Raw genomic sequence first — 20,013 nt, forward strand, 5'->3', positions numbered from 1 at the left:
CTGCAGGGGGGACCCTGTGGGAGAGTAGGACGCCGCCGAACAAATATTGCGAAAACCCCCGTACCGTTAATTCGGTACGGGGGTTTTCTGCGTTTAGGTGCCCTGCTTTGCAAGCAGGGCACCTTTCCTACAGGCGTCCCGCACTCTTGAGCGCCAGATAGGCATCCGCCAATGCCGGAGCGAGATCGTCCGGTGTCGCGTCGACGATGGTGACGCCATGCCGGCGGAGCTTTTCCGCGGTGCGGTCGCGCTCGGTCTGGGCGCGCGCCGCGGCTGCCGCCTCGTAGACCGCCTCCGTGTTTCCGCGTGCCGTGGCCATGCGGGCGATGTGTGGATCTGCCACGGAAGCCACCAGAACCGTATGGCGCTGAGTGAGTTGGGAGAGCACGGGAAGCAGGCCTTCTTCGACCGGGGCCGCGTCGAGGCTTGTCAGTAGGACGATCAGGGAGCGGCGCGGGGCTGTCCGGATCGCGGTGGCTGCAAGGCCTCGGGCGTCTGTTTCGACGAGTTCCGGTTCGAGTGTCGCCATCGCGTTGACCAGGGACGGGAGTACGTCACGTGCCGTGCGTCCTTGGACGAGGGCGCGGACCCGGCGGTCGTAGGCGAGAAGGTCCACGCGGTCGCCGGCGCGGGAGGCGAGGGCTGCCAGGAGCAGGGCGGCGTCCATGGAGGCGTCGAGGCGTGGGGCGTCGCCGACACGGCCTGCCGCGGTGCGGCCGGTGTCGAGGACCAGGAGGATGTGGCGATCGCGTTCGGGGCGCCAGGTGCGTACCGCGACCGTCGTTTGGCGGGCTGTGGCGCGCCAGTCGATGGAGCGGGTGTCGTCGCCGGGGACGTATTCGCGCAGGCTGTCGAATTCTGTGCCCTCGCCGCGGGTGAGCACGCTGGTGCGGCCGTCGAGTTCGCGCAGGCGGGCGAGCTTCGACGGGAGGTGCTTGCGGCTGGTGAAGGGCGGCAGGACGCGTACTGCCCAGGGGGCCACGTGGGTGCCCTGGCGGGTGAGGAGGCCGAGGGGGCCGTAGGAACGGATGGTCACCCGGTCTGTGTGGCGGTCGCCGCGGCGGGTGGGGCGTAGGCGGGTGGTGAGGCGGCGGCGTTCGCCGGGTGGGACTGTCAGGCGGTGGCGGGATGCGGCGAACTCCGTGCCGGGCAGCCAGCTACTGGGGGGCCAGGCGTCGCGGATGTGGGCTCGAAGCAGGCGGCGGGACGGGTTGGTGACGGTCAGCGTGACGTCGGCGGATTCGCCGAGGCGTACGGACGTGTCGCCGGAGCGGGACAGGCTCAGGCGGCGTACGGGAGCGGCCAGGGCGAAGTCGCAGGCGCAGGCCACCGCCAAAGGTGCGGTGACGGCCAGGATGCCTGTCCAACTCGGTTCCCAGATGCCTACGGGGAGGGAGCCCAGGGCTGCGAGGAGGGCGGCGCGGCCGGTGAGGGCCATCAGCGGGGGACCGGGACGTGGGCGAGGATCGCGTTGATGACGGAGTCCGCCGTCACGCCCTCCATCTCGGCCTCGGGGCGCAGTTGTACGCGGTGGCGGAGGGTGGGGAGCGCCAGGGCCTTCACGTCGTCGGGGATGACGTAGTCGCGGCCCGTGAGCCAGGCCCACGCGCGCGAGGTCGCGAGGAGGGCGGTGGCGCCGCGCGGGGACACGCCGAGGGTGAGGGACGGTGATTCGCGGGTGGCGCGGCAGATGTCGACCACGTAGGCGGTGATCTCGGGGGAGATCGTCGTCTTGGCGACCGCGGCGCGGGCTGCTTCGAGGTCGGCCGGGCCCGCTACGGGGCGTAGGCCGGCGGCGTGCAGGTCGCGTGGGTTGAAGCCCTCGGAGTGGCGGGTGAGGACGTCGATCTCGTCCTGGCGGGAGGGGAGGGGGATCGTCAGTTTGAGGAGAAAGCGGTCGAGCTGGGCCTCGGGGAGGGGGTACGTGCCTTCGTACTCGACGGGGTTCTGCGTCGCGGCGACCAGGAAGGGGTCGGGGAGCGGGCGTGCGGTGCCGTCGACCGTGACCTGGCGTTCCTCCATCGCTTCGAGGAGGGAGGACTGGGTCTTCGGAGGGGTGCGGTTGATCTCGTCCGCGAGGAGGAGGTTGGTGAAGACCGGGCCGGGCTGGAAGCGGAACTCGGCGGAGCGGGTGTCGTAGACCAGGGAGCCGGTGACGTCGCTCGGCATCAGGTCGGGGGTGAACTGGATGCGCTTGGTGTCGAGTTCGAGGGCGGATGCGAGGGCGCGGACGAGCAACGTTTTGGCGACTCCAGGGACTCCTTCTAGGAGAACGTGTCCGCGGCAGAGGAGGGCGACGACGAGGCCGGTCACGGCGGGGTCCTGGCCGACCACGGCTTTGGCGATCTCGGCTCGCAGGGATTCGAGGGAGGCTCGGGCGGTGCCCGGATTCCCCGTGTACCCGGCGTTGTCAGTGGTCGGGTCCATCATGAACGGCGTACCTCTCTTTCGAGGGCGTCGAGTTGGTCGGCAAGTGCGATGAGGGCCGCGTCGTCGCTGGGCGGCGGGCCGAAGAGGAGGGGGCGCAGGGTCTGTCCGTCGCCGTGGAGGTGGGCGGAGAGCGCGGGGAGCAGGGCTTCGGGCGCGTGCGCCTGGGAGACGGGGACGCCTACGAGGGGGGCGAGGCGAGTGCGGGTGGTGGAGCGCAGGGCGTTGGCCGCGCGGTCGCGGGCGTTGGCCTTGCGGTAGAGGCGGGCGCGGCCTTCGACGGTTTCGGAGGCACGGATCGCCACGGGGAGGTTTTCGGGCACCAGGGGGCCGAGTCGGCGTGCCCGCCACAGGGCGGCCAGGGCTGCTGCGATGAACAGTTGCAGGGTGCCCCAGAGCCAGCCCGAGGGGAGCAGGTCGAAGAAGCTCTGGCCGCCGGAGTCGGTGGCCGAGATGTCGGACAGCGAGGGGAGGTACCAGACCAGATGGGGGCGCGAGCCGAGGAGTTGGAGGGCGAGCGAGGCGTTGCCCTGCTTGTCGAGACGCTTGTTGAAGAAGATGTCGGGCGAGCCGATGACGACGGTGTCGCCGCCCCCGGACGTGTCCGGGAGCCGGAGCAGGGTCGGCCTGCCGTCGCTGAGGTAGCACTTGTCGGCGTCGGGGGCTGTGGTCCTGTACCGGTAGTCGCCGGTCTCCGCGTCGCCCGCGCGCTGGGCCGCGGGCAGGGAGCAGTCGGGGGAGAGCAGCGAGTCGACGCTGCCTCCGGCGTCCGCGGTGACCTCGGGGGCGAGCCGGTCCAGGGACGGGGTGCCGGGGGCGACGAGGACCGTACGGCCACCGGAGTCCGCGAACGCCGAGTGCAGGCTGGACTGTTGACGCTTGGTCAGCAGGTCGGGGACGGCGACCAGGAGGGTGGTGTCCGGGCCGGTCGCCGCGCGGGCCTGGGCCAGGGTCGAGACCACGCGCGTGGACACGCCCCGGTCGCCGAGGAGTTCGGCTACGGCGCGGCTGCCGTAGGGGTCGGCGGAGCGCGGGTCAAGGTCGCCGTGCCGGGCGTCGGAGCGGATCGCGGCGATCGCCACGGCGGCCGCCAGGAGGATCACGAGCGCGAGAACGATGCCACGCGCGCGGGTCCACACCTGGCGGGCGGTCGGCGAGGCCGAGGTGGCGGGAAGCGTCGCCTCCGCGGTCATTCGGCGGCCCCCTGGCTGGTGTGGTGGGCCGTGCTGTGGGCGCTTCTCGTAAGGACGGGCCTGGTTCGCTCCAGGTCGCGGTCGAGTTCTGCGATGCGGTGGTACGACTGCTCGCTCGCGTCGCGTCCGCCGTACGTCACGTCGTCGAAGTGCCCGGCGGCGGCGCGCAGTTCGTCCGTGTGGGACGGGAGTGCGCGGCCGGCTTCGGCGACCGCCTCGTCGGCTGTGCGGCCGGGGCGGGCGTCGAGCAGGGCACGTTCCTCCAGGGCGCGGACGATGGCGCGCATGCGTTCCTGCACGGCGGGGTTCCAGTGTCCCTGGGCGGCGTGTGCCTCGGCGGCCGAGCGGTGTTCGGCGGCGCTTCGGGGGCCGTCCTCGAACAGGGGGGCGGCGGAGGCGGGTTGGCGGCGCGGGGTGCCGAGGCGCCACCACAGGGCGGCCCCGACCGCGAGGACGGCCAGGACGACGACGAGCAGGCCGACGGCGCCGCCGGGCGTCGCCCCCGACGCGGAGTCGAACAACTTCCCGATCCAGCGCCAGACGGCGTCCAGGGCCCGCTGCACCAGGCTGGGGTCGTTCTCGTGGTACATCTGCTTGGACAGTTCACGCCGGGCCGCCTCCCGCGCGGGGTCGCGCGGGATCGTCACCGGCGGTTCGTCCCCCGAGAGGGCCGACGACCGTACGGCTGTGAGCACTCCCCCCGCCAGGTTCACCGCATCAGCTCCCCGGGGTGGGGCCGTGCGCGGCGGTGCCGTAGTCCTGGACGCCGGCGGCGCGGGCCAGGTCGAGGTCGAGGGCCTCGCGGCGGATGCGCTGGTCGATGTACAGGAGCACGGTGACGCCCGCCGTGATCGGGAACGCGATCATGCGGCCGATCACCGAGCCGAGGCCGCTGATGATGAGGAACGTCCAGCCGACCTCGCCGGTGCCGTCGACGAGGCCACCGAGGCCGTCGCCGCTCAACAGCCCGGCGATGAAGGCGAACGGGATCACGAGGATGGACGACAGGATGCTCGCGATGATCTGGGCGAGCAGTTGGATGCCGAAGATTCGCCACCAGGAGCCGCGTACCAGCTTCGCGGAGCGGCTCATCGACTTCACGATGCCCTGCTTCTCCAGCATCAGCGCGGGCGAGGCGAGCGAGAAGCGAATCGCCAGCCAGAGGGTGACGACGCAGCCGGCGAGGCCGCCGAGGACGGCGAGCGCGATGCCCGCGTCCTGGGATCCCGTGGCGGCCACGATGATGCCGGGCACGGTGGGGACGCCGATCAGGACGAGAGCCATGAGGATCAACAGGCAGATCAGGCCGAACAGCTTGATGACCTGGGGCCGGGCGTCGCGCCAGGCTTCTCCGGCGGTCACCGGCTTGCCGAGCACGGCGCGGCTGGTGACCGTCGTGAGCAGGGCGGTGGCGACGACGGTGCCGATGAGGACGACCAGGTAGACGACGCCGGTGCTGAGGAAGGCCTCGCTCATCGCGCGGGTCACTTCGGAAGTGCTGGCGTTGGGGTCGTCCAGGGCCTGGGTGCTGGCGAGGTCGTTGAAGGCGAAGCCCTGGACGAGGACGACGATGGTCTGCATGACGACCGCGACGGTGAGGGAGACGCCCAGGACCGTGCGCCAGTACGTGCGCATGGTGGAGACGGCGCCGTCGAGGATCTCGCCCACTCCGAGCGGGCGGAGCGGGATGACTCCGGGCTTGGCCGCGGGCGGGGGGCCGCCCCAGCCGGCTCCCCAGCCGGGGGTGCCGTAACCGCCGGGTCCGCCGTAGCCTCCGTAGCCCCCAGGGCCGCCTGGGCCCGGCGGGCCGCCGGGGTGGCCGCCGCCCCAGCCCGGGCCTGGCGGCGGGGGAGGCGGTGCCTGGCCCTGGGTGCCGGTTGGCGCGGACCACTGGCCGGGTGGCGGCTGCTCCTTGGACCATTGCGGGCCGGGGCCCGACGGGTCTGCGCCCGGCTGGTCCGCGGGCTCGGCGGGACCGGACGCGCCGGGCTCGGGCCCGTCGGGCGGGGCGGATCCGGGCGAGGCCCAGCCCGGAGTGTCGTTCATCGTCGCTCCTTCACGGTGCCCGTCCGCGGGCGCGGCGGCAGGTTGGCAGCCATCGTGCCATGGGGTGGTCGAGCGGTGACCGGCCGCGGTATCCGCTGCGCACCTTCAATTGTCCGCCGGATACGGGGCAGACTGACCGCATGGCTGATCAGTACGCGCAATCCGGCGAGGACGGCCGGCCGCCCGAGATACCCGCGATCCGTTGGGACGAGCCCCCCGAGGGCCCTGTGCTCGTCCTTCTCGACCAGACCAGGCTGCCGACCGAGGAGGTCGAGCTGGTGTGCACGGACGCCTCCGCGTTGGTGGAAGCGATCCGTTCGTTGGCGGTGCGCGGGGCGCCGCTGCTTGGCATCGCCGGGGCGTACGGCGTCGCGCTCGCCGCCGCGCGGGGCTTCGACGTGGACGAGGCCGCGCTCGCGCTGGCGGGTGCCCGCCCCACGGCGGTGAACCTGTCCGTCGGCGTGCGCCGGGCCCAGGCCGCGCACCGTGACGCGGTGGCCAAGGGAGGCGGCCCCGAGCAGGCGGCCGCGGCCGCGCTGGCCGCCGCGCGACGGCTTCACCAGGAGGACGCCGAGGCCAGCACGCGGATGGCCGCGCATGGACTGGCCCTGCTGGACGAGCTGTTGCCCGGTGGCGGGCACCGGATTCTGACGCACTGCAACACCGGGGCGCTGGTGTCCGGCGGCGAGGGTACGGCGTTCGCAGTGGCGCTCGCGGCGCATCGGGAGGGGCGGCTGAGGCGGCTGTGGGTGGACGAAACGCGTCCATTGCTGCAAGGTGCTCGCCTGACGGCGTATGAGGCGGCGCGCAACGGTATGGCGTACACCTTGCTCACGGACAACGCGGCGGGCTCATTGTTCGCGGCCGGGGAGGTGGACGCGGTACTGATCGGGGCGGACCGGATCGCCGCCGACGGTTCGGTGGCGAACAAGGTGGGGAGCTATCCGCTCGCCGTGCTCGCGCGGTACCACCACGTGCCGTTCATCGTGGTGGCGCCGGTGACGACGGTGGATCCGGACACGGCGGACGGGGCCTCCATCGAGGTGGAGCAGCGTCCCGGATTCGAAGTGACGGAGGTCACATCACCCCAGGTGACGATGTCGGGAGTGGGAGGCGGGATTCCGGTGGCACCCCTGGGGACCCAGGCGTACAACCCGGCGTTCGACGTGACGCCTCCCGAGCTGGTGACGGCGATCGTCACCGAAGAAGGCGTTGTTTCGCCCGTGACGGCGGAGGCGCTGGCAGAGCTGTGTGACAGGTCACGACAGGTAACGATTTAGTTAATGGGATGATGTCGTTTATGAAGGGACGAGTCCTTGTCGTCGATGACGACACCGCACTGGCCGAGATGCTCGGCATTGTGTTGCGTGGTGAAGGTTTTGAGCCGTCTTTCGTAGCCGACGGCGACAAGGCGCTGGCCGCTTTCCGTGAGAGCAAGCCCGACCTGGTGCTCCTGGACCTGATGCTGCCCGGACGGGACGGTATCGAGGTGTGCCGCCTGATCAGGGCGGAGTCCGGGGTACCGATCGTGATGCTCACCGCGAAGAGCGACACCGTCGATGTCGTGGTGGGCCTGGAGTCGGGCGCTGACGACTACATCGTGAAGCCGTTCAAGCCGAAGGAGCTGGTCGCCCGGATCCGGGCGCGGCTGCGGCGGTCCGAGGAGCCGGCGCCCGAGCAGCTCGCCATAGGCGATCTGGTCATCGATGTGGCCGGTCACTCCGTGAAGCGGGACGGGCAGTCGATCGCCCTGACACCGCTGGAGTTCGACCTGCTGGTCGCGCTGGCCCGCAAGCCGTGGCAGGTGTTCACGCGTGAGGTGCTTCTGGAGCAGGTCTGGGGATACCGGCACGCCGCGGACACCCGGCTGGTCAACGTGCATGTCCAGCGGCTGCGTTCCAAGGTCGAGAAGGACCCGGAGCGGCCGGAGATCGTGGTGACCGTCCGCGGGGTCGGTTACAAGGCGGGACCGAGCTGACATGTCCAGGGACAGTGCCGCTTCGGCGCCCGGGGGGTCCGGGGCCCGCGCGGGGCGGCCTGTCGGCCGGAAGGCGGCGGGCTCCCGCTGGGGGCGCCTGCTGGAGGGCGGGCTGCTGCAGGGCGGGGTCCAGGGCAGCCCGGTCCTGCGTCTGTTCATGCGCTGGGTGCGCCGGCCGCTGCTGCCGGTCATGCGGCTGTGGCGGCGCAACATCCAGCTCAAGGTCGTCGCCACCACCCTGCTGATGTCGCTGGGCGTCGTCCTGCTGCTGGGCTTCGTCGTCATCGGCCAGGTGCGCAACGGCCTGCTGGACGCCAAGGTGAAGGCCTCCCAGAGCCAGGCCACGGGCGGGTTCGCCGTGGCCAAGCAGAAGGCCGATGAGGCGGGCAGCGGGACCGCCGCCGACGGTTCCGCGACCGACGGCGGCCCCTCGCAGAACGTCATCTCATGGATGAGCGACCTCGTGTCGTCGCTGTCCAGCGGCGGTCAGGGCGCCTTCGACGTGGTGACGCTGCCGGCGGGCTCGGACAGCGGCGGCGGACGCAGTCCGCGCGGTTCCGGGTACGTCGATCCCTCCGCGAGCGTGCCGGAAGACCTGCGCGCGCGGGTCAACGACCGTACGACGGCGGCCCAGAGCTACACCCGCATCATCTACAGCAACGGCAAGGAGTCCCAGCCGGCGCTGGTCGTGGGCAAGCAGGTCAACGACCCGAACGGCGATCCGTACCAGTTGTACTACCTCTTCCCGCTCACCCAGGAGGAGAAGTCCCTCAGCCTGGTCAAGGGCACCCTCGCCACGGCCGGGCTCTTCGTCGTCGTACTCCTCGGGGCCATCGCCTGGCTCGTGGTGCGGCAGGTCGTCACGCCGGTGCGGATGGCCGCAGGGATCGCCGAGCGGCTCTCCGCCGGGCGCCTCCAGGAGCGGATGAAGGTCACCGGCGAGGACGACATCGCGCGGCTCGGCGAGGCCTTCAACAAGATGGCGCAGAACCTCCAGTTGAAGATCCAGCAGTTGGAGGACCTGTCGCGGATGCAGCGGCGGTTCGTGTCGGACGTGTCGCACGAGCTGCGGACGCCGCTGACGACCGTACGGATGGCGGCCGATGTCATCCATGACGCGCGCGTGGACTTCGATCCGATGACCGCGCGGTCGGCCGAATTGCTGGCCGACCAGTTGGACCGGTTCGAGACGCTGCTCGCGGACCTGCTGGAGATCAGCCGGTTCGACGCGGGCGCGGCGGCCCTGGAGGCCGAGCCGATAGACCTCAGGGAGGTCGTACGGCGGGTTCTCAGCGGCGCCGAGCCGCTGGCCGAGCGCAAGGGCACACGGATACGGGTGGTCGGCGACCAGCAGCCCGTGGTCGCCGAGGCCGATGCCCGGCGGGTGGAGCGGGTGCTGCGCAATCTCGTCGTCAACGCCGTGGAGCATGGCGACGGCAAGGACGTCATAGTCAAGCTCGCCACCGCGGGCGGGGCTGTCGCCATCGCGGTGCGCGACTACGGAGTGGGGCTCAAGCCCGGTGAGGCGACCAGGGTGTTCAGCCGCTTCTGGCGGGCGGACCCGGCACGCGCGCGTACCACCGGTGGTACGGGGCTGGGGCTGTCCATCGCCCTGGAGGACGCGCGGCTGCACGGCGGCTGGTTGCAGGCGTGGGGTGAGCCGGGCGGCGGTTCGCAGTTCCGGCTGACGCTGCCGAGGACCGCGGACGAACCGCTGCGGGGCTCGCCGATACCCCTGGAGCCCAAGGACTCACGCCGTAATCGTGGACTTAATGACGCGGGGTTGCCGAGCGGGGGCGGGGACAAGCGCGCGACGGTACCGGTGCAGTCGATGGGTGACCAGGTGCCGCCGATACCGAGGCTGACCGGCGCTACGCCCACCGCGGACCCGACGGCGCTGCCCGGCAACGGCTCACGCGTGGTGCCCCGGCCGACCGGCGGCACACGGCGGCAGGAGGACCGGCCTCCGGAGGACACACCTCGTGGTGACAGCGCGAGCGGTGCCGACCCGGCCGCCGCCCCGGAGGAATCGACCAGGCAAGGGGAGGCATCTCGTGGGCGCTGACCGCGTGGGGGGCGCCCGGCGGAAGTCGGCACGCGCGGTGGCGTACATCGCGTGTGGCGTCGTAGTGCTGGCGGGATGTGCCTCGATGCCCGACAGCGGGGACCTCCGCGGTGTCGAGTCGACGCCGCGACAGGACACCCAGGTGCGGGTCTTCGCGATGCCGCCCCAGGAGGACGCGTCCCAGGCGGAGATCGTGCAGGGCTTCCTGGAGGCGCTGACCAGCGACGATCCGAACTTCAAGACGGCACGCATGTATCTGACCGCCAAGGCGGCGCGGAACTGGCAGCCGGAGCTGTCCACCACGGTGCTCGCCGACGGCCCGAGCACGGAGGCCGTCCGTGCCCCCGGCGGCCAGGAGGACACCGACACCTTCACCTACACCTTGACCGGCGATCAGGTCGCCACGGTGGACGCGCGGCAGGCGTACGCGCCGGCGGACGGGCGGTACAGCCGGCGGGTGCATCTGACGAAGGACGCCAAGAGCGGGCAGTGGCGCATCGACGCGCTGCCGCAGGGCGTCGTCATGGGCAGCTCGGACTTCCAGCGCAACTACATGTCGGTCAACAAGTACTACTTCGCGTCGAACACCTCGGCCGGGTCGACCTCGGAGCCGATCGCCGTGGCGGACCCCGTGTTCGTACGGCGACGGGTGGACCCCATGACCCAGATGGTGCGTTCGCTCCTCAACGGGCCCACGAGCTGGCTCGGGCCCGTGGTCAGGTCGAGCTTCCCCACCGGGACGGCGCTGCGGAAGGGCGTCACCTCGCTGACGCCCGACGACCAGAACAAACTGACGGTCCCGTTGAACCAGAGGGCCTCGCGGGTGGGGCTGGTCCGGTGCAACGAGATGGCCACGCAGATCCTCTACACGCTCCAGACCATGACGCCCACCGTGGACAAGGTCGAGCTGCAGGCGTCCAACGGCGCGCAGTTGTGCGTGCTCCGCGAGAGCGACGCGAAGGACCTTGCGGCACACGGCCCCATAAGGCACCCCGGGTACCTGTACTTCCTCGACGACAAGCACCGGCTGGTGCGGATCTCCAGCGAAGGCAGGGGCACGCACGCCGATCCGGTGCCGGGCGCGCTGGGCACGGGCGACAAGCAGCTACGGTCCGTGGCGGTGTCACGCGACGAGGAGACCGCGGCCGGGGTCGGCCTCGACGGGAAGTCGCTCTACGTCGGGTCGCTGGTGTCGGGCGCGTCGCTCGGGGACCCCGTGCTCACCAGCCAGGGCAAGACCGAGGACGACCGGCTGACGGCTCCGAGCTGGGACGCGCAGGGCGACCTGTGGGTGGCCGACCGGGACCCGAAGAACCCCCGACTGCTCCTGCTGCAGAAGGGCGCGGGCCAGCCGGTCCCGGTGGAGACGCTCGGGCTGGACGGCCGTATCGAGTCGGTGCGGGTGGCCGCCGACGGGGTGCGGATCGCGCTCGTCGTGGAGAAGAACGGCAAGCGGTCCCTGTTCATCGGGCGGATCCAGCGGAGTGGGGCGACCGGTGAGCAGCCGGTGGTGTCGGTCCTCGAACTGCGTTCCGCGACCCCGGATCTGGAGGAGATCACGGCCATGTCGTGGGCCGGGGACAGCCGGCTCGTGGTGGTGGGGCGCGAGCAGGAGGGCGTACTCCAGATGCGGTACGTCCAGGTCGACGGCTCCACACCGGAGGGCCCGGCGCCCGCGGCCCTGACCGGGGTGAAGGAGATCGCCGCGTCCGAGGACGACAAGCTGCCGCTGGTGGCCTACTCGGAGGACGGGATCGTCCGGCTGCCCACGGGGGCGCAGTGGCAGAAGGTCGTCAAGACGGGGTCGGCGCCGGTCTATCCGGGGTGAGGCGCTCAGGTGGCGCGTTGAGGTGAGGGATGCACAAGCGGCCGTCTCCGGCCGGGCCGAGGCCTGGTGGAGGCGGCCGTTCGCGTGTTCCGGGACGGTCGTCCACTCGTGTGGGGGACGCGGGCGGACGGTGGCGTCGCGTTGTCCACAGGCGGTTGTCCACAGGGGTGGCCGGTCGACGAGGGCGTTGGCACAGTGGTGGGCATGCGGGGCTGGTTGCGGGACCTCACGGATCTGGTGTTGCCGGCCGACTGCGGGGGCTGCGGGAGGCCGCGCACGGTGCTCTGCCCACAGTGCCGTGCCGCCCTGGACGGGGCCGTACCTAGCCGGGTGCGGCCGATGCCCGAGCCGTCCGGGCTGCCGGCGACGTATGCGGCGGCTCCCTACGCGGACGAGGTGCGCGCGATGCTCCTCGCCCACAAGGAACGAGGCGCACTGGCCCTCGCAGGGCCACTGGGCGCGGCTCTGGCGGGCGCTGTGCGGGCGGGGCTCCGGGAGTGCCGGGCAGACGGGCTCGGGGCTGTGGCGGGGCCGGGTGGGGGCTTGACGGGTGTGGCTGGGGCTCTGGCTGGGGCGGGCGGGGACTTGGAGTCGGGACTTCGGGAACTGGGAGAGCTGGGTGAGGAGGGTGACGGGGGTATCGGGGGTGACGGGCGTGGTTCGGCCGGGGGTGCTGCAGTGCCTTGGGAGCGGGGTGCGGAAGACGCCTGGGCAGATGGTGAGGGGGTTGGGTGGTCAGGGGGTGCCCTGCCTGATGGCGGGATGGGCGGGTGGTCGGCGGCCGAGGGAGCCGGTGCGGTGCCGGACCGGGCCGCATGGGGTGGGCGGCAGCCGCAGGGTGACTGGCGTCAGCCGGATCCGGCGGCAGCCGAGGGGCTCGCTGCGATGCGGGAGCGGTCGGCGCAGGCCCGGCGACAGCCGCCGGGCGACTGGTGTCGGCCGGAACGAGCGCAGGCCGGACAGGCGCGGCAGCGTCAAGCAGTTCGAGTTCAGGCGGGGCGGCAGGAGTACGTAGGGCAGGGGCGACCCCAGAGTGGCGGTGCGGCGCCGGTGCTGCTCGTTCCCGTGCCCTCCGCTCGTGGTGCCGTGCGGGCCCGGGGGCACGATCCGGCGCGCCGGATCGCTTTGGCGGCGGCGGGGGAGTTGCGGCGGACCGGGACGCCGGCCCGAGTGGTGGCCGTGTTGCGGCAGCGGCGGTGGGTGGCCGATCAGTCGGGGCTCAACTCCCGGGAGCGGCTGGACAATCTCGCGGGTGCGCTGGAGGTGGTGGCGGGCGGTGTCCGGTTGCTCGGCGGTGGCCCGGTGGTGCTCGTCGACGACCTGATGACGACCGGGGCTTCCTTGACGGAGGCGGCACGTGCTGTGCGTGCGGCGATCACAAGCGGTGGCAAGGACAGAACAGTTGGAGCGGCTCCGGCTGTGTACCCGCGCGTGTCCCGGGAAGGCAGAGGGGAACACAGAGAGAGATCAATGGGGAGCGGGAGGAACATGGCACTCAGTGCACCGCGAATCGTGGATGTGAACAGCCCGGGTGACCTGATCTGCGCCGCAGTGATCGGGGCGTCGCCGGATTCCTTCGAAATAAACCGGAACTGACCGCAAACTTGCGTCGTTGCAGGTAGTCAGAGGGGCAATTCACCTGAACGGAGGTACGCCGCAGTAGAGGGTGACGACATCCGTCCGGGCGAGATATGTTCGGTTGTGAGAGAAAGGCGCAGGCCGCACCTCTCCTATCCGAATGCCGTGCCGCGGGTTTTCTGCAATCACCCGCTGCCATGGGGTGGAGATCTTGCCCATGGGGGAGGAGGAGGTGGAAGTCACCGAGTCCGAGGTTCCGGGGTGACCGGAGCCTGGTGCGAAAGGGAGACGCTCCGCGGCGAAGCGGAGCGATCCGGGAACGGAGTTCTGCGTGGACATCGTCGTCAAGGGCCGCAAGACCGAGGTGCCCGAGCGGTTCCGCAAGCACGTGGCCGAGAAGCTGAAGCTGGAGAAGATCCAGAAGCTCGACGGCAAGGTGATCAGCCTGGACGTCGAGGTGTCCAAGGAGCCCAACCCCCGACAGGCCGACCGTTGCGACCGAGTGGAGATCACGCTCCGCTCCCGCGGTCCGGTGATCCGGGCGGAGGCATCGGCCAACGATCCGTACGCGGCGCTCGACCTCGCGGCGGAGAAGCTGGATGCCCGGCTGCGCAAGGAGCACGACAAGCGTCACACGCGCCGCGGCGTCCGCCGGCTCACGGCCGCCGAGGTCCCGGACCACGTCCCGGGCGCGGCGACGCTCAACGGCAACGGCCACGCCGTCCAGGACGAGCAGTCGGACGGTGTGCCCACCAAGAAGATCGGCTCGCTGGAAGTAAAGGGCGAAGGCCCGCTCATCGTCCGCGAGAAGACCCACGTCGCCTCTCCGATGTCCCTCGACCAGGCCCTCTACGAGATGGAACTGGTCGGACACGACTTCTACTTGTTCGTCGACTCCGAGACCAAGGAACCGAGCGTCGTCTACCGACGGCACGCCTACGACTACGGCGTCATCCACCTCAGCACGGACCCCATGGTCACGGGGGCGCAACCGCCCGCGGCAGGCGGCACGTTGGGCGGCTGACCCGCCCGGCCGACAGGTGAGCAGGTGCCCCTGGAGCGCGTGTGCGCCCCCAGGGGCACCGGTGTGCGACCACTTCGCGCCCCGCTCCGTGACCGCACGGCCGTCCGGGCATGGAATCATGGCCGTACAGGGCCCAACCGGTGGGCCGCTGCCTTGGGTTGGCGATGGCGCAGGACCACGGGCCACAGCCTTCAGGGGGAGGAACGATGGCGGACAGCTTCGGACCGATGCATGTCGGGGATGCCGACGGCGGCGTCGTCGGCATGGGCCCGGAAGCGGGCTCGACACGCAAGGAGCCGATCAGAGTCCTTGTCGTGGACGACCACGCCCTCTTCCGCCGAGGCCTGGAGATCGTGCTCGCGGCCGAGGAGGACATCCAGGTCGTCGGGGAGGCGGGGGACGGCGCCGAGGCTGTGGACAAGGCCGCGGATCTGCTGCCGGACATCGTCCTGATGGACGTACGGATGCCGAAGCGGGGCGGTATCGAGGCGTGCACCTCCATCAAGGAGGTGGCGCCCAGCGCGAAGATCATCATGCTGACGATCAGCGATGAGGAGGCCGATCTCTACGACGCCATCAAGGCGGGCGCGACGGGATATCTCCTCAAGGAGATCTCGACCGACGAGGTGGCCACCGCCATTCGCGCCGTGGCCGATGGACAGTCGCAGATCAGCCCTTCGATGGCGTCGAAACTGCTCACCGAGTTCAAGTCGATGATCCAGCGCACCGACGAGCGCCGGCTGGTGCCCGCCCCCCGGCTCACCGACCGTGAGCTGGAGGTGCTCAAACTCGTCGCCACCGGCATGAACAACCGTGATATCGCCAAGCAGTTGTTCATCTCCGAGAACACCGTGAAGAACCACGTCCGCAACATCCTGGAGAAGCTGCAACTGCACTCCAGGATGGAAGCGGTGGTCTACGCGATGCGGGAGAAGATCCTGGAGATCCGCTGACCCTCACGCCAGGAGACGGACGAGTTCCCTGGCGAGAGGCGCGCGCAGCTCGGGGGCGTCCATCCGCTCCACGCGGACGTCCGTGCAGTCCACCCAGCTCGCGGCCTCGACCAGGGCCTGCGCCACGGACGGGACGGCCTTCGCGCCGTCCAGGGTGACCTGCTTGGCGACCAGGGTGCTGCCTTCACGGGCCGGGTCGACGCGGCCGACCAGTCGGCCGCCGGCGAGGACCGGCATCGCGAAGTAGCCGTGGATCCGCTTCGGTTTGGGGACGTAGGCCTCCAGGCGGTGGGTGAAACCGAAGATGCGCTCCGTGCGTGCGCGCTCCCAGATCAGGGAGTCGAACGGGGACAGGAGCGTGGTGCGGTGACGGCCGCGCGGAGGTGTCTCCAGCGCCGCCGGGTCGGCCCAGGCCGGCTTGCCCCAGCCCTCGACCGTGACCGGGACCAGACCCGAGTCGGCGATCACCGCGTCGACCTGCTCGCCCTTGAGCCGGTGGTAGTCGGCGATGTCCGCGCGCGTGCCGACGCCCAGCGAACGGCCCGCCAGGCCGACCAGACGGCGAAGGCACTCCGTGTCATCCAACTCGTCGTGCAGCAGCGTGTCCGGGATCGCGCGCTCGGCGAGGTCGTACACCCGCTTCCAGCCGCGCCGCTCCACGCACACCACCTCGCCGTACATCAGCGCGCGCTCCACGGCGACCTTGGCGCCGGACCAGTCCCACCACTCGCTGGTGCGCTTGGCGCCGCCCAACTCCGTGGAGGTGAGGGGGCCTTCGGCGCGGAGCTGCTTGACGACCTGGTCGTAGGTGCCGTCCGGGAGGTCGTGGTTCCAGTGCGGGCGGGCTCGGTAGGCGCGGCGGCGGAAGGCGAAGTGGGGCCACTCCTCCACGGGGAGGATGCAGGCGGCGTGGGACCAGTACTCGAAGGCGTGGGTCTGGGTCCAGTACGCGTCCTCGACCGTCCTGCGGGGGAGGGCGCCGAGGCGGGCGTACGGGATGAGTTCGTGCGAGCGGGCGAGGACCGAGATGGTGTCGAGCTGGACCGCGCCGAGATGGCGGAGCACCCCGCGCACGCCCCCGCGGCGGTCGGGAACGCCGAGGAAACCCTGTGCGCGCAGGGCGATGCGGCGGGCGTCGTCTGCCGACAGATCGGTCGTGGGGCGCGGGGCACTCGTCATGTCTCCGCACGATAGAGGGTGCCACTGACAACGCGGGCCGAGCTGCGGATTCGCCGATCTAGCGCGGGGCCGGCAGGTACGGCGCCGTCGACGGCAGGCCCAGGTCGGACGGGAGCAGGGAGGCGACCCAGCAGTCCCGTCGTACGCCCTTGTTGTTGATCGCGGAGCGGAGCGTGCCCTCGATGGTGAAACCGGCGTGTTCGGCCACCGCGCGGGAGCCCTCGTTGCCGACCTCCGCGCGCCATTCCACACGGTCGATCGACACATGGGTGAAGGCCCAGCGGGCGACGGCGACGGTGGCCTCGGTGATGTAGCCGTTGCCCCGGTGCTCCTTGGTGGCCCAGAAGCCGACCTCGCCGACGCCCAGGGAGCGCATCGTGACGGCGAGCATGCCCACCAGGTCCCCTTCGGGGAGAAAGACGCCGAAGGTGAACATCGAACCGTTCTCCCAGCCCTCGGGCGCCAGTTGCTCGGTGAAGTTCCGCGCGTGCTCCAGGAGGTAGGGCGAGGGGATCGTCGTCCAGCGCTGGATCTCGGGGTCCTGGGCCGCGGAATACACGACATCGGTGTCCTGCGGGCCGACGCCGCGCAGGAGCAGACGGTCGGTCGTGAGCGTGACGGGTTCCATCGGCCGATTCTGCTCGGGGGCGCACCAGGACGCCATACTTTTGCGCTGCGTGAGCGGGTGATCACATTTCGCGCATTTCCTCGGAGGGACGCGGCACCATCGGCGACTCCCGGCCGTTGTCCCCTTTGAAGCAGTTTTGAAGCAGTTTTGAAGTAGTGGACGGTCGGCGTCCCCGGCAGGCTCCCGGCGTGGCGGGGTCCTCGCATACGATGGCCGTTGCTCAGTCATGTCATTGGAAACCGACCGTCCCAGGCCCGACCGGCAAGGAGACCAACCCCCGTGTCCGTCCTCTCGAAGATCATGCGTGCAGGCGAAGGCAAGATCCTGCGCAAGCTGCACCGCATCGCGGACCAGGTCAACTCCATCGAAGAGGACTTCGTCGACCTCTCCGACGCCGAGCTGAAGGCCCTCACCGAGGAGTACAAGCAGCGCTACGCCGATGGTGAGACCCTGGACGACCTGCTGCCCGAGGCTTTCGCCACCGTACGCGAGGCTGCCAAGCGCGTCCTCGGCCAGCGCCACTACGACGTGCAGTTGATGGGCGGGGCCGCCCTGCACCTCGGTTATGTAGCCGAGATGAAGACCGGCGAGGGCAAGACCCTGGTCGGCACCCTGCCCGCGTATCTGAACGCCCTCTCCGGGGACGGCGTCCACATCATCACGGTCAACGACTACCTGGCCGAGCGCGACTCCGAGATGATGGGTCGCATCCACAAGTTCCTGGGCCTCGAGGTCGGCTGCATCCTCGCCAACATGACCCCGGCCCAGCGGCGCGAGCAGTACGCGTGCGACATCACCTACGGCACGAACAACGAGTTCGGCTTCGACTACCTGCGCGACAACATGGCGTGGTCGCAGGACGAACTGGTGCAGCGCGGCCACAACTTCGCGATCGTCGACGAGGTCGACTCCATCCTCATCGACGAGGCCCGTACGCCGCTGATCATCTCCGGCCCGGCCGACCAGGCCACCAAGTGGTACGGCGACTTCGCCAAGTTGGTCACCCGCCTGAAGAAGGGCGAGGCGGGCAACACACTCAAGGGCCTGGAGGAGACGGGCGACTACGACGTCGACGAGAAGAAGCGCACGGTCGCCATCCACGAGGGCGGTGTCACCAAGGTCGAGGACTGGCTGGGCATCGACAACCTCTATGAGTCGGTGAACACCCCGCTGGTGGGCTACCTGAACAACGCCATCAAGGCCAAGGAGCTCTTCAAGAAGGACAAGGACTACGTCGTCATCGACGGCGAGGTCATGATCGTCGACGAGCACACCGGGCGTATCCTCGCCGGCCGCCGCTACAACGAGGGCATGCACCAGGCGATCGAGGCGAAGGAAGGGGTGGACATCAAGGACGAGAACCAGACGCTCGCGACCATCACCCTGCAGAACTTCTTCCGCCTCTACAGCAACCTCTCGGGCATGACCGGTACGGCGATGACCGAGGCCGCCGAGTTCCACCAGATCTACAAGCTCGGCGTCGTCCCGATCCCGACCAACCGGCCCATGGTCCGCAAGGACCAGTCCGACCTGATCTACCGCACCGAGGTCGCGAAGTTCGAGGCGGTCGTCGACGACATCGCCGAGAAGCACGAGAAGGGCCAGCCGATCCTCGTCGGTACGACGTCGGTCGAGAAGTCCGAGTACCTCTCGCAGCAGCTCGCCAAGCGAGGCATCCAGCACGAGGTGCTGAACGCGAAGCAGCACGACCGTGAGGCGCCGATCATCGCCCAGGCCGGCCGCAAGGGCGCCGTGACGGTCGCCACCAACATGGCCGGCCGCGGTACGGACATCAAGCTCGGCGGCAACCCCGACGACCTCGCCGAGGCGGAGCTGCGCCAGCAGGGCCTCGACCCCGAGGAGCACATCGAGGAGTGGGCGCAGGCCCTGCCCGCCGCCCTGGAGAAGGCCGAGCAGGCGGTCAAGGACGAGTTCGAAGAGGTCAAGGAGCTCGGCGGCCTCTACGTCCTCGGTACCGAGCGCCACGAGTCGCGCCGTATCGACAACCAGTTGCGCGGTCGCTCCGGCCGCCAGGGCGACCCCGGCGAGTCCCGCTTCTACCTCTCCCTCGGTGACGACCTGATGCGGCTGTTCAAGGCCCAGATGGTCGAGCGCGTGATGTCCATGGCGAACGTCCCGGACGACGTGCCGATCGAGAACAAGATGGTCACGCGCGCGATCGCGTCCGCCCAGTCGCAGGTCGAGCAGCAGAACTTCGAGACCCGTAAGAACGTCCTCAAGTACGACGAGGTCCTCAACCGGCAGCGCGAGGTCATCTACGGCGAGCGCCGCCGCGTCCTGGAGGGCGAGGACCTCCAGGAGCAGGTCGTGCACTTCATGGACGACACGATCGACGCGTACATCACCGCGGAGACCGCCGAGGGCTTCCCGGAGGACTGGGACCTCGACCGGCTGTGGGGCGCGTTCAAGCAGCTCTACCCGGTGAAGGTCACTGTGGAGGAGCTGGAGGAGGCGGCCGGGGACCGGGCCGGTCTGACTGCCGAGTTCATCTCCGAGTCCATCAAGGACGACATCCACGAGCAGTACGAGCAGCGCGAGGAGCAGCTCGGCTCCGAGATCATGCGTGAGCTGGAGCGCCGGGTGGTGCTGTCGGTCCTGGACCGCAAGTGGCGCGAGCACCTCTACGAGATGGACTACCTCCAGGAGGGCATCGGCCTGCGCGCGATGGCCCAGAAGGACCCGCTGGTCGAGTACCAGCGCGAGGGCTTCGACATGTTCACCGCCATGATGGACGGCATCAAGGAGGAGTCCGCCGGCTACCTGTTCAACCTGGAGGTCCAGGTCGAGCAGCAGGTCGAGGAGGTCCCGGTCGAGGACGAAAAGCCGTCGCTCGACAAGGAGGACACGGTGCCCGCGCAGGCGAGCGCCCGTCCCGAGATCCGCGCCAAGGGGCTCGACGCACCGCAGCGGCCGGACCGGCTGCACTTCTCGGCGCCGAGCGTGGACGGCGAGGGTGGTGTCATCGAGGGCGACTTCGCCAGCGACGACGAGCCCGTGCGCTCCGAGGCGGACGGCCTCACGCGCGCGGAGCGCCGCAAGCAGGGGCGTGGCGGGCGCCGCCGTAAGAAGTGACGGTCGCTCCGCGTGGGTCGG

16 protein-coding genes and 1 pseudogene are annotated in these 20,013 nt (G+C 70.4%); 9 read left to right on the forward strand and 8 right to left on the reverse strand.

All coding sequences use genetic code 11. The features are described 5' to 3' along the window. Positions 1-127 precede the first annotated feature (127 nt). The 5 genes from ABZT04_RS28645 to ABZT04_RS28665 are packed head-to-tail and all read right to left on the reverse strand — an operon-like array spanning position 128 to position 5,666. Positions 128-1,438, reverse strand: coding sequence for a DUF58 domain-containing protein (locus ABZT04_RS28645; RefSeq protein ID WP_356059872.1), 1,311 nt, complete (start codon positions 1,436-1,438; stop codon positions 128-130). Continuing rightward, a complete protein-coding gene (locus tag ABZT04_RS28650) occupies positions 1,438-2,427 on the reverse strand; it encodes a MoxR family ATPase (RefSeq protein WP_356059952.1) in 990 nt (329 codons plus the stop codon). Before ABZT04_RS28650 ends, ABZT04_RS28645 begins: the two co-directional genes overlap by 1 nt. Beyond that, a complete protein-coding gene (locus tag ABZT04_RS28655; protein WP_356059873.1) occupies positions 2,427-3,620 on the reverse strand; it encodes a DUF4350 domain-containing protein in 1,194 nt (397 codons plus the stop codon). Before ABZT04_RS28655 ends, ABZT04_RS28650 begins: the two co-directional genes overlap by 1 nt. Further along, the gene (locus ABZT04_RS28660) at positions 3,617-4,333 is read right to left on the reverse strand and encodes a DUF4129 domain-containing protein (protein WP_356059874.1); all 717 of its coding nucleotides are present in this window, start codon (positions 4,331-4,333) and stop codon (positions 3,617-3,619) included. The genes ABZT04_RS28655 and ABZT04_RS28660 overlap by 4 nt, the downstream gene beginning before the upstream one ends. Positions 4,334-4,337: 4 nt before the next feature. Continuing rightward, a complete protein-coding gene (locus tag ABZT04_RS28665) occupies positions 4,338-5,666 on the reverse strand; it encodes a hypothetical protein (RefSeq protein WP_356059875.1) in 1,329 nt (442 codons plus the stop codon). A 140-nt stretch (positions 5,667-5,806) separates the two neighbouring features. On the opposite strand from ABZT04_RS28665, the gene mtnA reads away from it, so the two are divergent. From mtnA to ABZT04_RS28690, 5 genes and pseudogenes are all read left to right on the forward strand, one after another. Then, positions 5,807-6,946: an S-methyl-5-thioribose-1-phosphate isomerase gene (gene mtnA, locus ABZT04_RS28670; protein ID WP_356059876.1), complete on the forward strand. Its 1,140-nt coding sequence runs from the start codon at positions 5,807-5,809 to the stop codon at positions 6,944-6,946. 8 nt (positions 6,947-6,954) lie between these two features. Further along, entirely contained in the window at positions 6,955-7,644 is a 690-nt protein-coding gene (gene mtrA, locus ABZT04_RS28675) for a two-component system response regulator MtrA (RefSeq protein WP_187284748.1), read from the forward strand. Between the two features lies 1 nt (position 7,645). Further along, positions 7,646-9,709, forward strand: coding sequence for an MtrAB system histidine kinase MtrB (gene mtrB, locus ABZT04_RS28680; protein ID WP_356059877.1), 2,064 nt, complete (start codon positions 7,646-7,648; stop codon positions 9,707-9,709). Continuing rightward, positions 9,699-11,537, forward strand: a complete 1,839-nt coding sequence (locus tag ABZT04_RS28685; protein ID WP_356059878.1) for an LpqB family beta-propeller domain-containing protein — start codon at positions 9,699-9,701, stop codon at positions 11,535-11,537. Before mtrB ends, ABZT04_RS28685 begins: the two co-directional genes overlap by 11 nt. A gap of 204 nt (positions 11,538-11,741) precedes the next feature. After that, positions 11,742-12,032 (forward strand): annotated as a pseudogene (locus tag ABZT04_RS28690) (ComF family protein); the annotation flags it as partial. Between the two features lie 240 nt (positions 12,033-12,272). On the opposite strand, the gene ABZT04_RS28695 reads toward ABZT04_RS28690, so the two are convergent. Beyond that, on the reverse strand, positions 12,273-12,515 hold the full coding sequence (locus ABZT04_RS28695) for a hypothetical protein (RefSeq protein ID WP_356059960.1): 243 nt from the start codon (positions 12,513-12,515) through the stop codon (positions 12,273-12,275). Here ABZT04_RS28695 and ABZT04_RS28700 point away from each other — a divergent pair. The 3 genes from ABZT04_RS28700 to ABZT04_RS28710 all read left to right on the forward strand — a co-directional run bounded on the left by ABZT04_RS28700 (position 12,423) and on the right by ABZT04_RS28710 (position 15,092). Beyond that, positions 12,423-13,133: a hypothetical protein gene (locus tag ABZT04_RS28700; protein WP_356059953.1), complete on the forward strand. Its 711-nt coding sequence runs from the start codon at positions 12,423-12,425 to the stop codon at positions 13,131-13,133. The genes ABZT04_RS28695 and ABZT04_RS28700 overlap by 93 nt on opposite strands. A 313-nt stretch (positions 13,134-13,446) precedes the next feature. After that, the gene (gene raiA / locus ABZT04_RS28705) at positions 13,447-14,139 is read left to right on the forward strand and encodes a ribosome-associated translation inhibitor RaiA (protein ID WP_355920411.1); all 693 of its coding nucleotides are present in this window, start codon (positions 13,447-13,449) and stop codon (positions 14,137-14,139) included. A 206-nt stretch (positions 14,140-14,345) separates the two neighbouring features. After that, positions 14,346-15,092 (forward strand): response regulator transcription factor, encoded by a 747-nt coding sequence (locus tag ABZT04_RS28710; protein WP_033287181.1) that lies wholly within the window; start codon positions 14,346-14,348, stop codon positions 15,090-15,092. A 3-nt stretch (positions 15,093-15,095) separates the two neighbouring features. Here the strand turns inward: ABZT04_RS28710 and ABZT04_RS28715 are convergent, their stop codons facing one another. Both ABZT04_RS28715 and ABZT04_RS28720 read right to left on the reverse strand, forming a co-directional pair. Further along, positions 15,096-16,271, reverse strand: a complete 1,176-nt coding sequence (locus ABZT04_RS28715) for a crosslink repair DNA glycosylase YcaQ family protein (RefSeq protein WP_356059879.1) — start codon at positions 16,269-16,271, stop codon at positions 15,096-15,098. A gap of 58 nt (positions 16,272-16,329) precedes the next feature. Then, complete coding sequence (locus tag ABZT04_RS28720; protein WP_356059880.1) at positions 16,330-16,899, reverse strand: GNAT family N-acetyltransferase; 570 nt, start codon at positions 16,897-16,899, stop codon at positions 16,330-16,332. Between the two features lie 279 nt (positions 16,900-17,178). On the opposite strand from ABZT04_RS28720, the gene secA reads away from it, so the two are divergent. Continuing rightward, on the forward strand, positions 17,179-19,992 hold the full coding sequence (secA, locus tag ABZT04_RS28725; protein WP_356059881.1) for a preprotein translocase subunit SecA: 2,814 nt from the start codon (positions 17,179-17,181) through the stop codon (positions 19,990-19,992). Positions 19,993-20,013: the final 21 nt, after the last annotated feature.

It is taken from the genome of Streptomyces sp. NPDC005492, assembly GCF_040605995.1.
Lineage (GTDB): Bacteria > Actinomycetota > Actinomycetes > Streptomycetales > Streptomycetaceae > Streptomyces.

Coding starts and splice junctions, on each gene's coding strand:
- ABZT04_RS28655 (WP_356059873.1), bottom strand. CDS start 3,620: ATGACCGCGGAGGCGACGCTTCCCGCCACCTCGGCCTCGCCGACCGCC.
- ABZT04_RS28650 (WP_356059952.1), bottom strand. CDS start 2,427: ATGGACCCGACCACTGACAACGCCGGGTACACGGGGAATCCGGGCACC.
- ABZT04_RS28710 (WP_033287181.1), top strand. CDS start 14,346: ATGGCGGACAGCTTCGGACCGATGCATGTCGGGGATGCCGACGGCGGC.
- ABZT04_RS28665 (WP_356059875.1), bottom strand. CDS start 5,666: ATGAACGACACTCCGGGCTGGGCCTCGCCCGGATCCGCCCCGCCCGAC.
- mtrB (WP_356059877.1), top strand. CDS start 7,646: ATGTCCAGGGACAGTGCCGCTTCGGCGCCCGGGGGGTCCGGGGCCCGC.
- ABZT04_RS28700 (WP_356059953.1), top strand. CDS start 12,423: ATGCGGGAGCGGTCGGCGCAGGCCCGGCGACAGCCGCCGGGCGACTGG.
- ABZT04_RS28715 (WP_356059879.1), bottom strand. CDS start 16,271: ATGACGAGTGCCCCGCGCCCCACGACCGATCTGTCGGCAGACGACGCC.
- ABZT04_RS28645 (WP_356059872.1), bottom strand. CDS start 1,438: ATGGCCCTCACCGGCCGCGCCGCCCTCCTCGCAGCCCTGGGCTCCCTC.
- mtnA (WP_356059876.1), top strand. CDS start 5,807: ATGGCTGATCAGTACGCGCAATCCGGCGAGGACGGCCGGCCGCCCGAG.
- mtrA (WP_187284748.1), top strand. CDS start 6,955: ATGATGTCGTTTATGAAGGGACGAGTCCTTGTCGTCGATGACGACACC.
- ABZT04_RS28720 (WP_356059880.1), bottom strand. CDS start 16,899: ATGGAACCCGTCACGCTCACGACCGACCGTCTGCTCCTGCGCGGCGTC.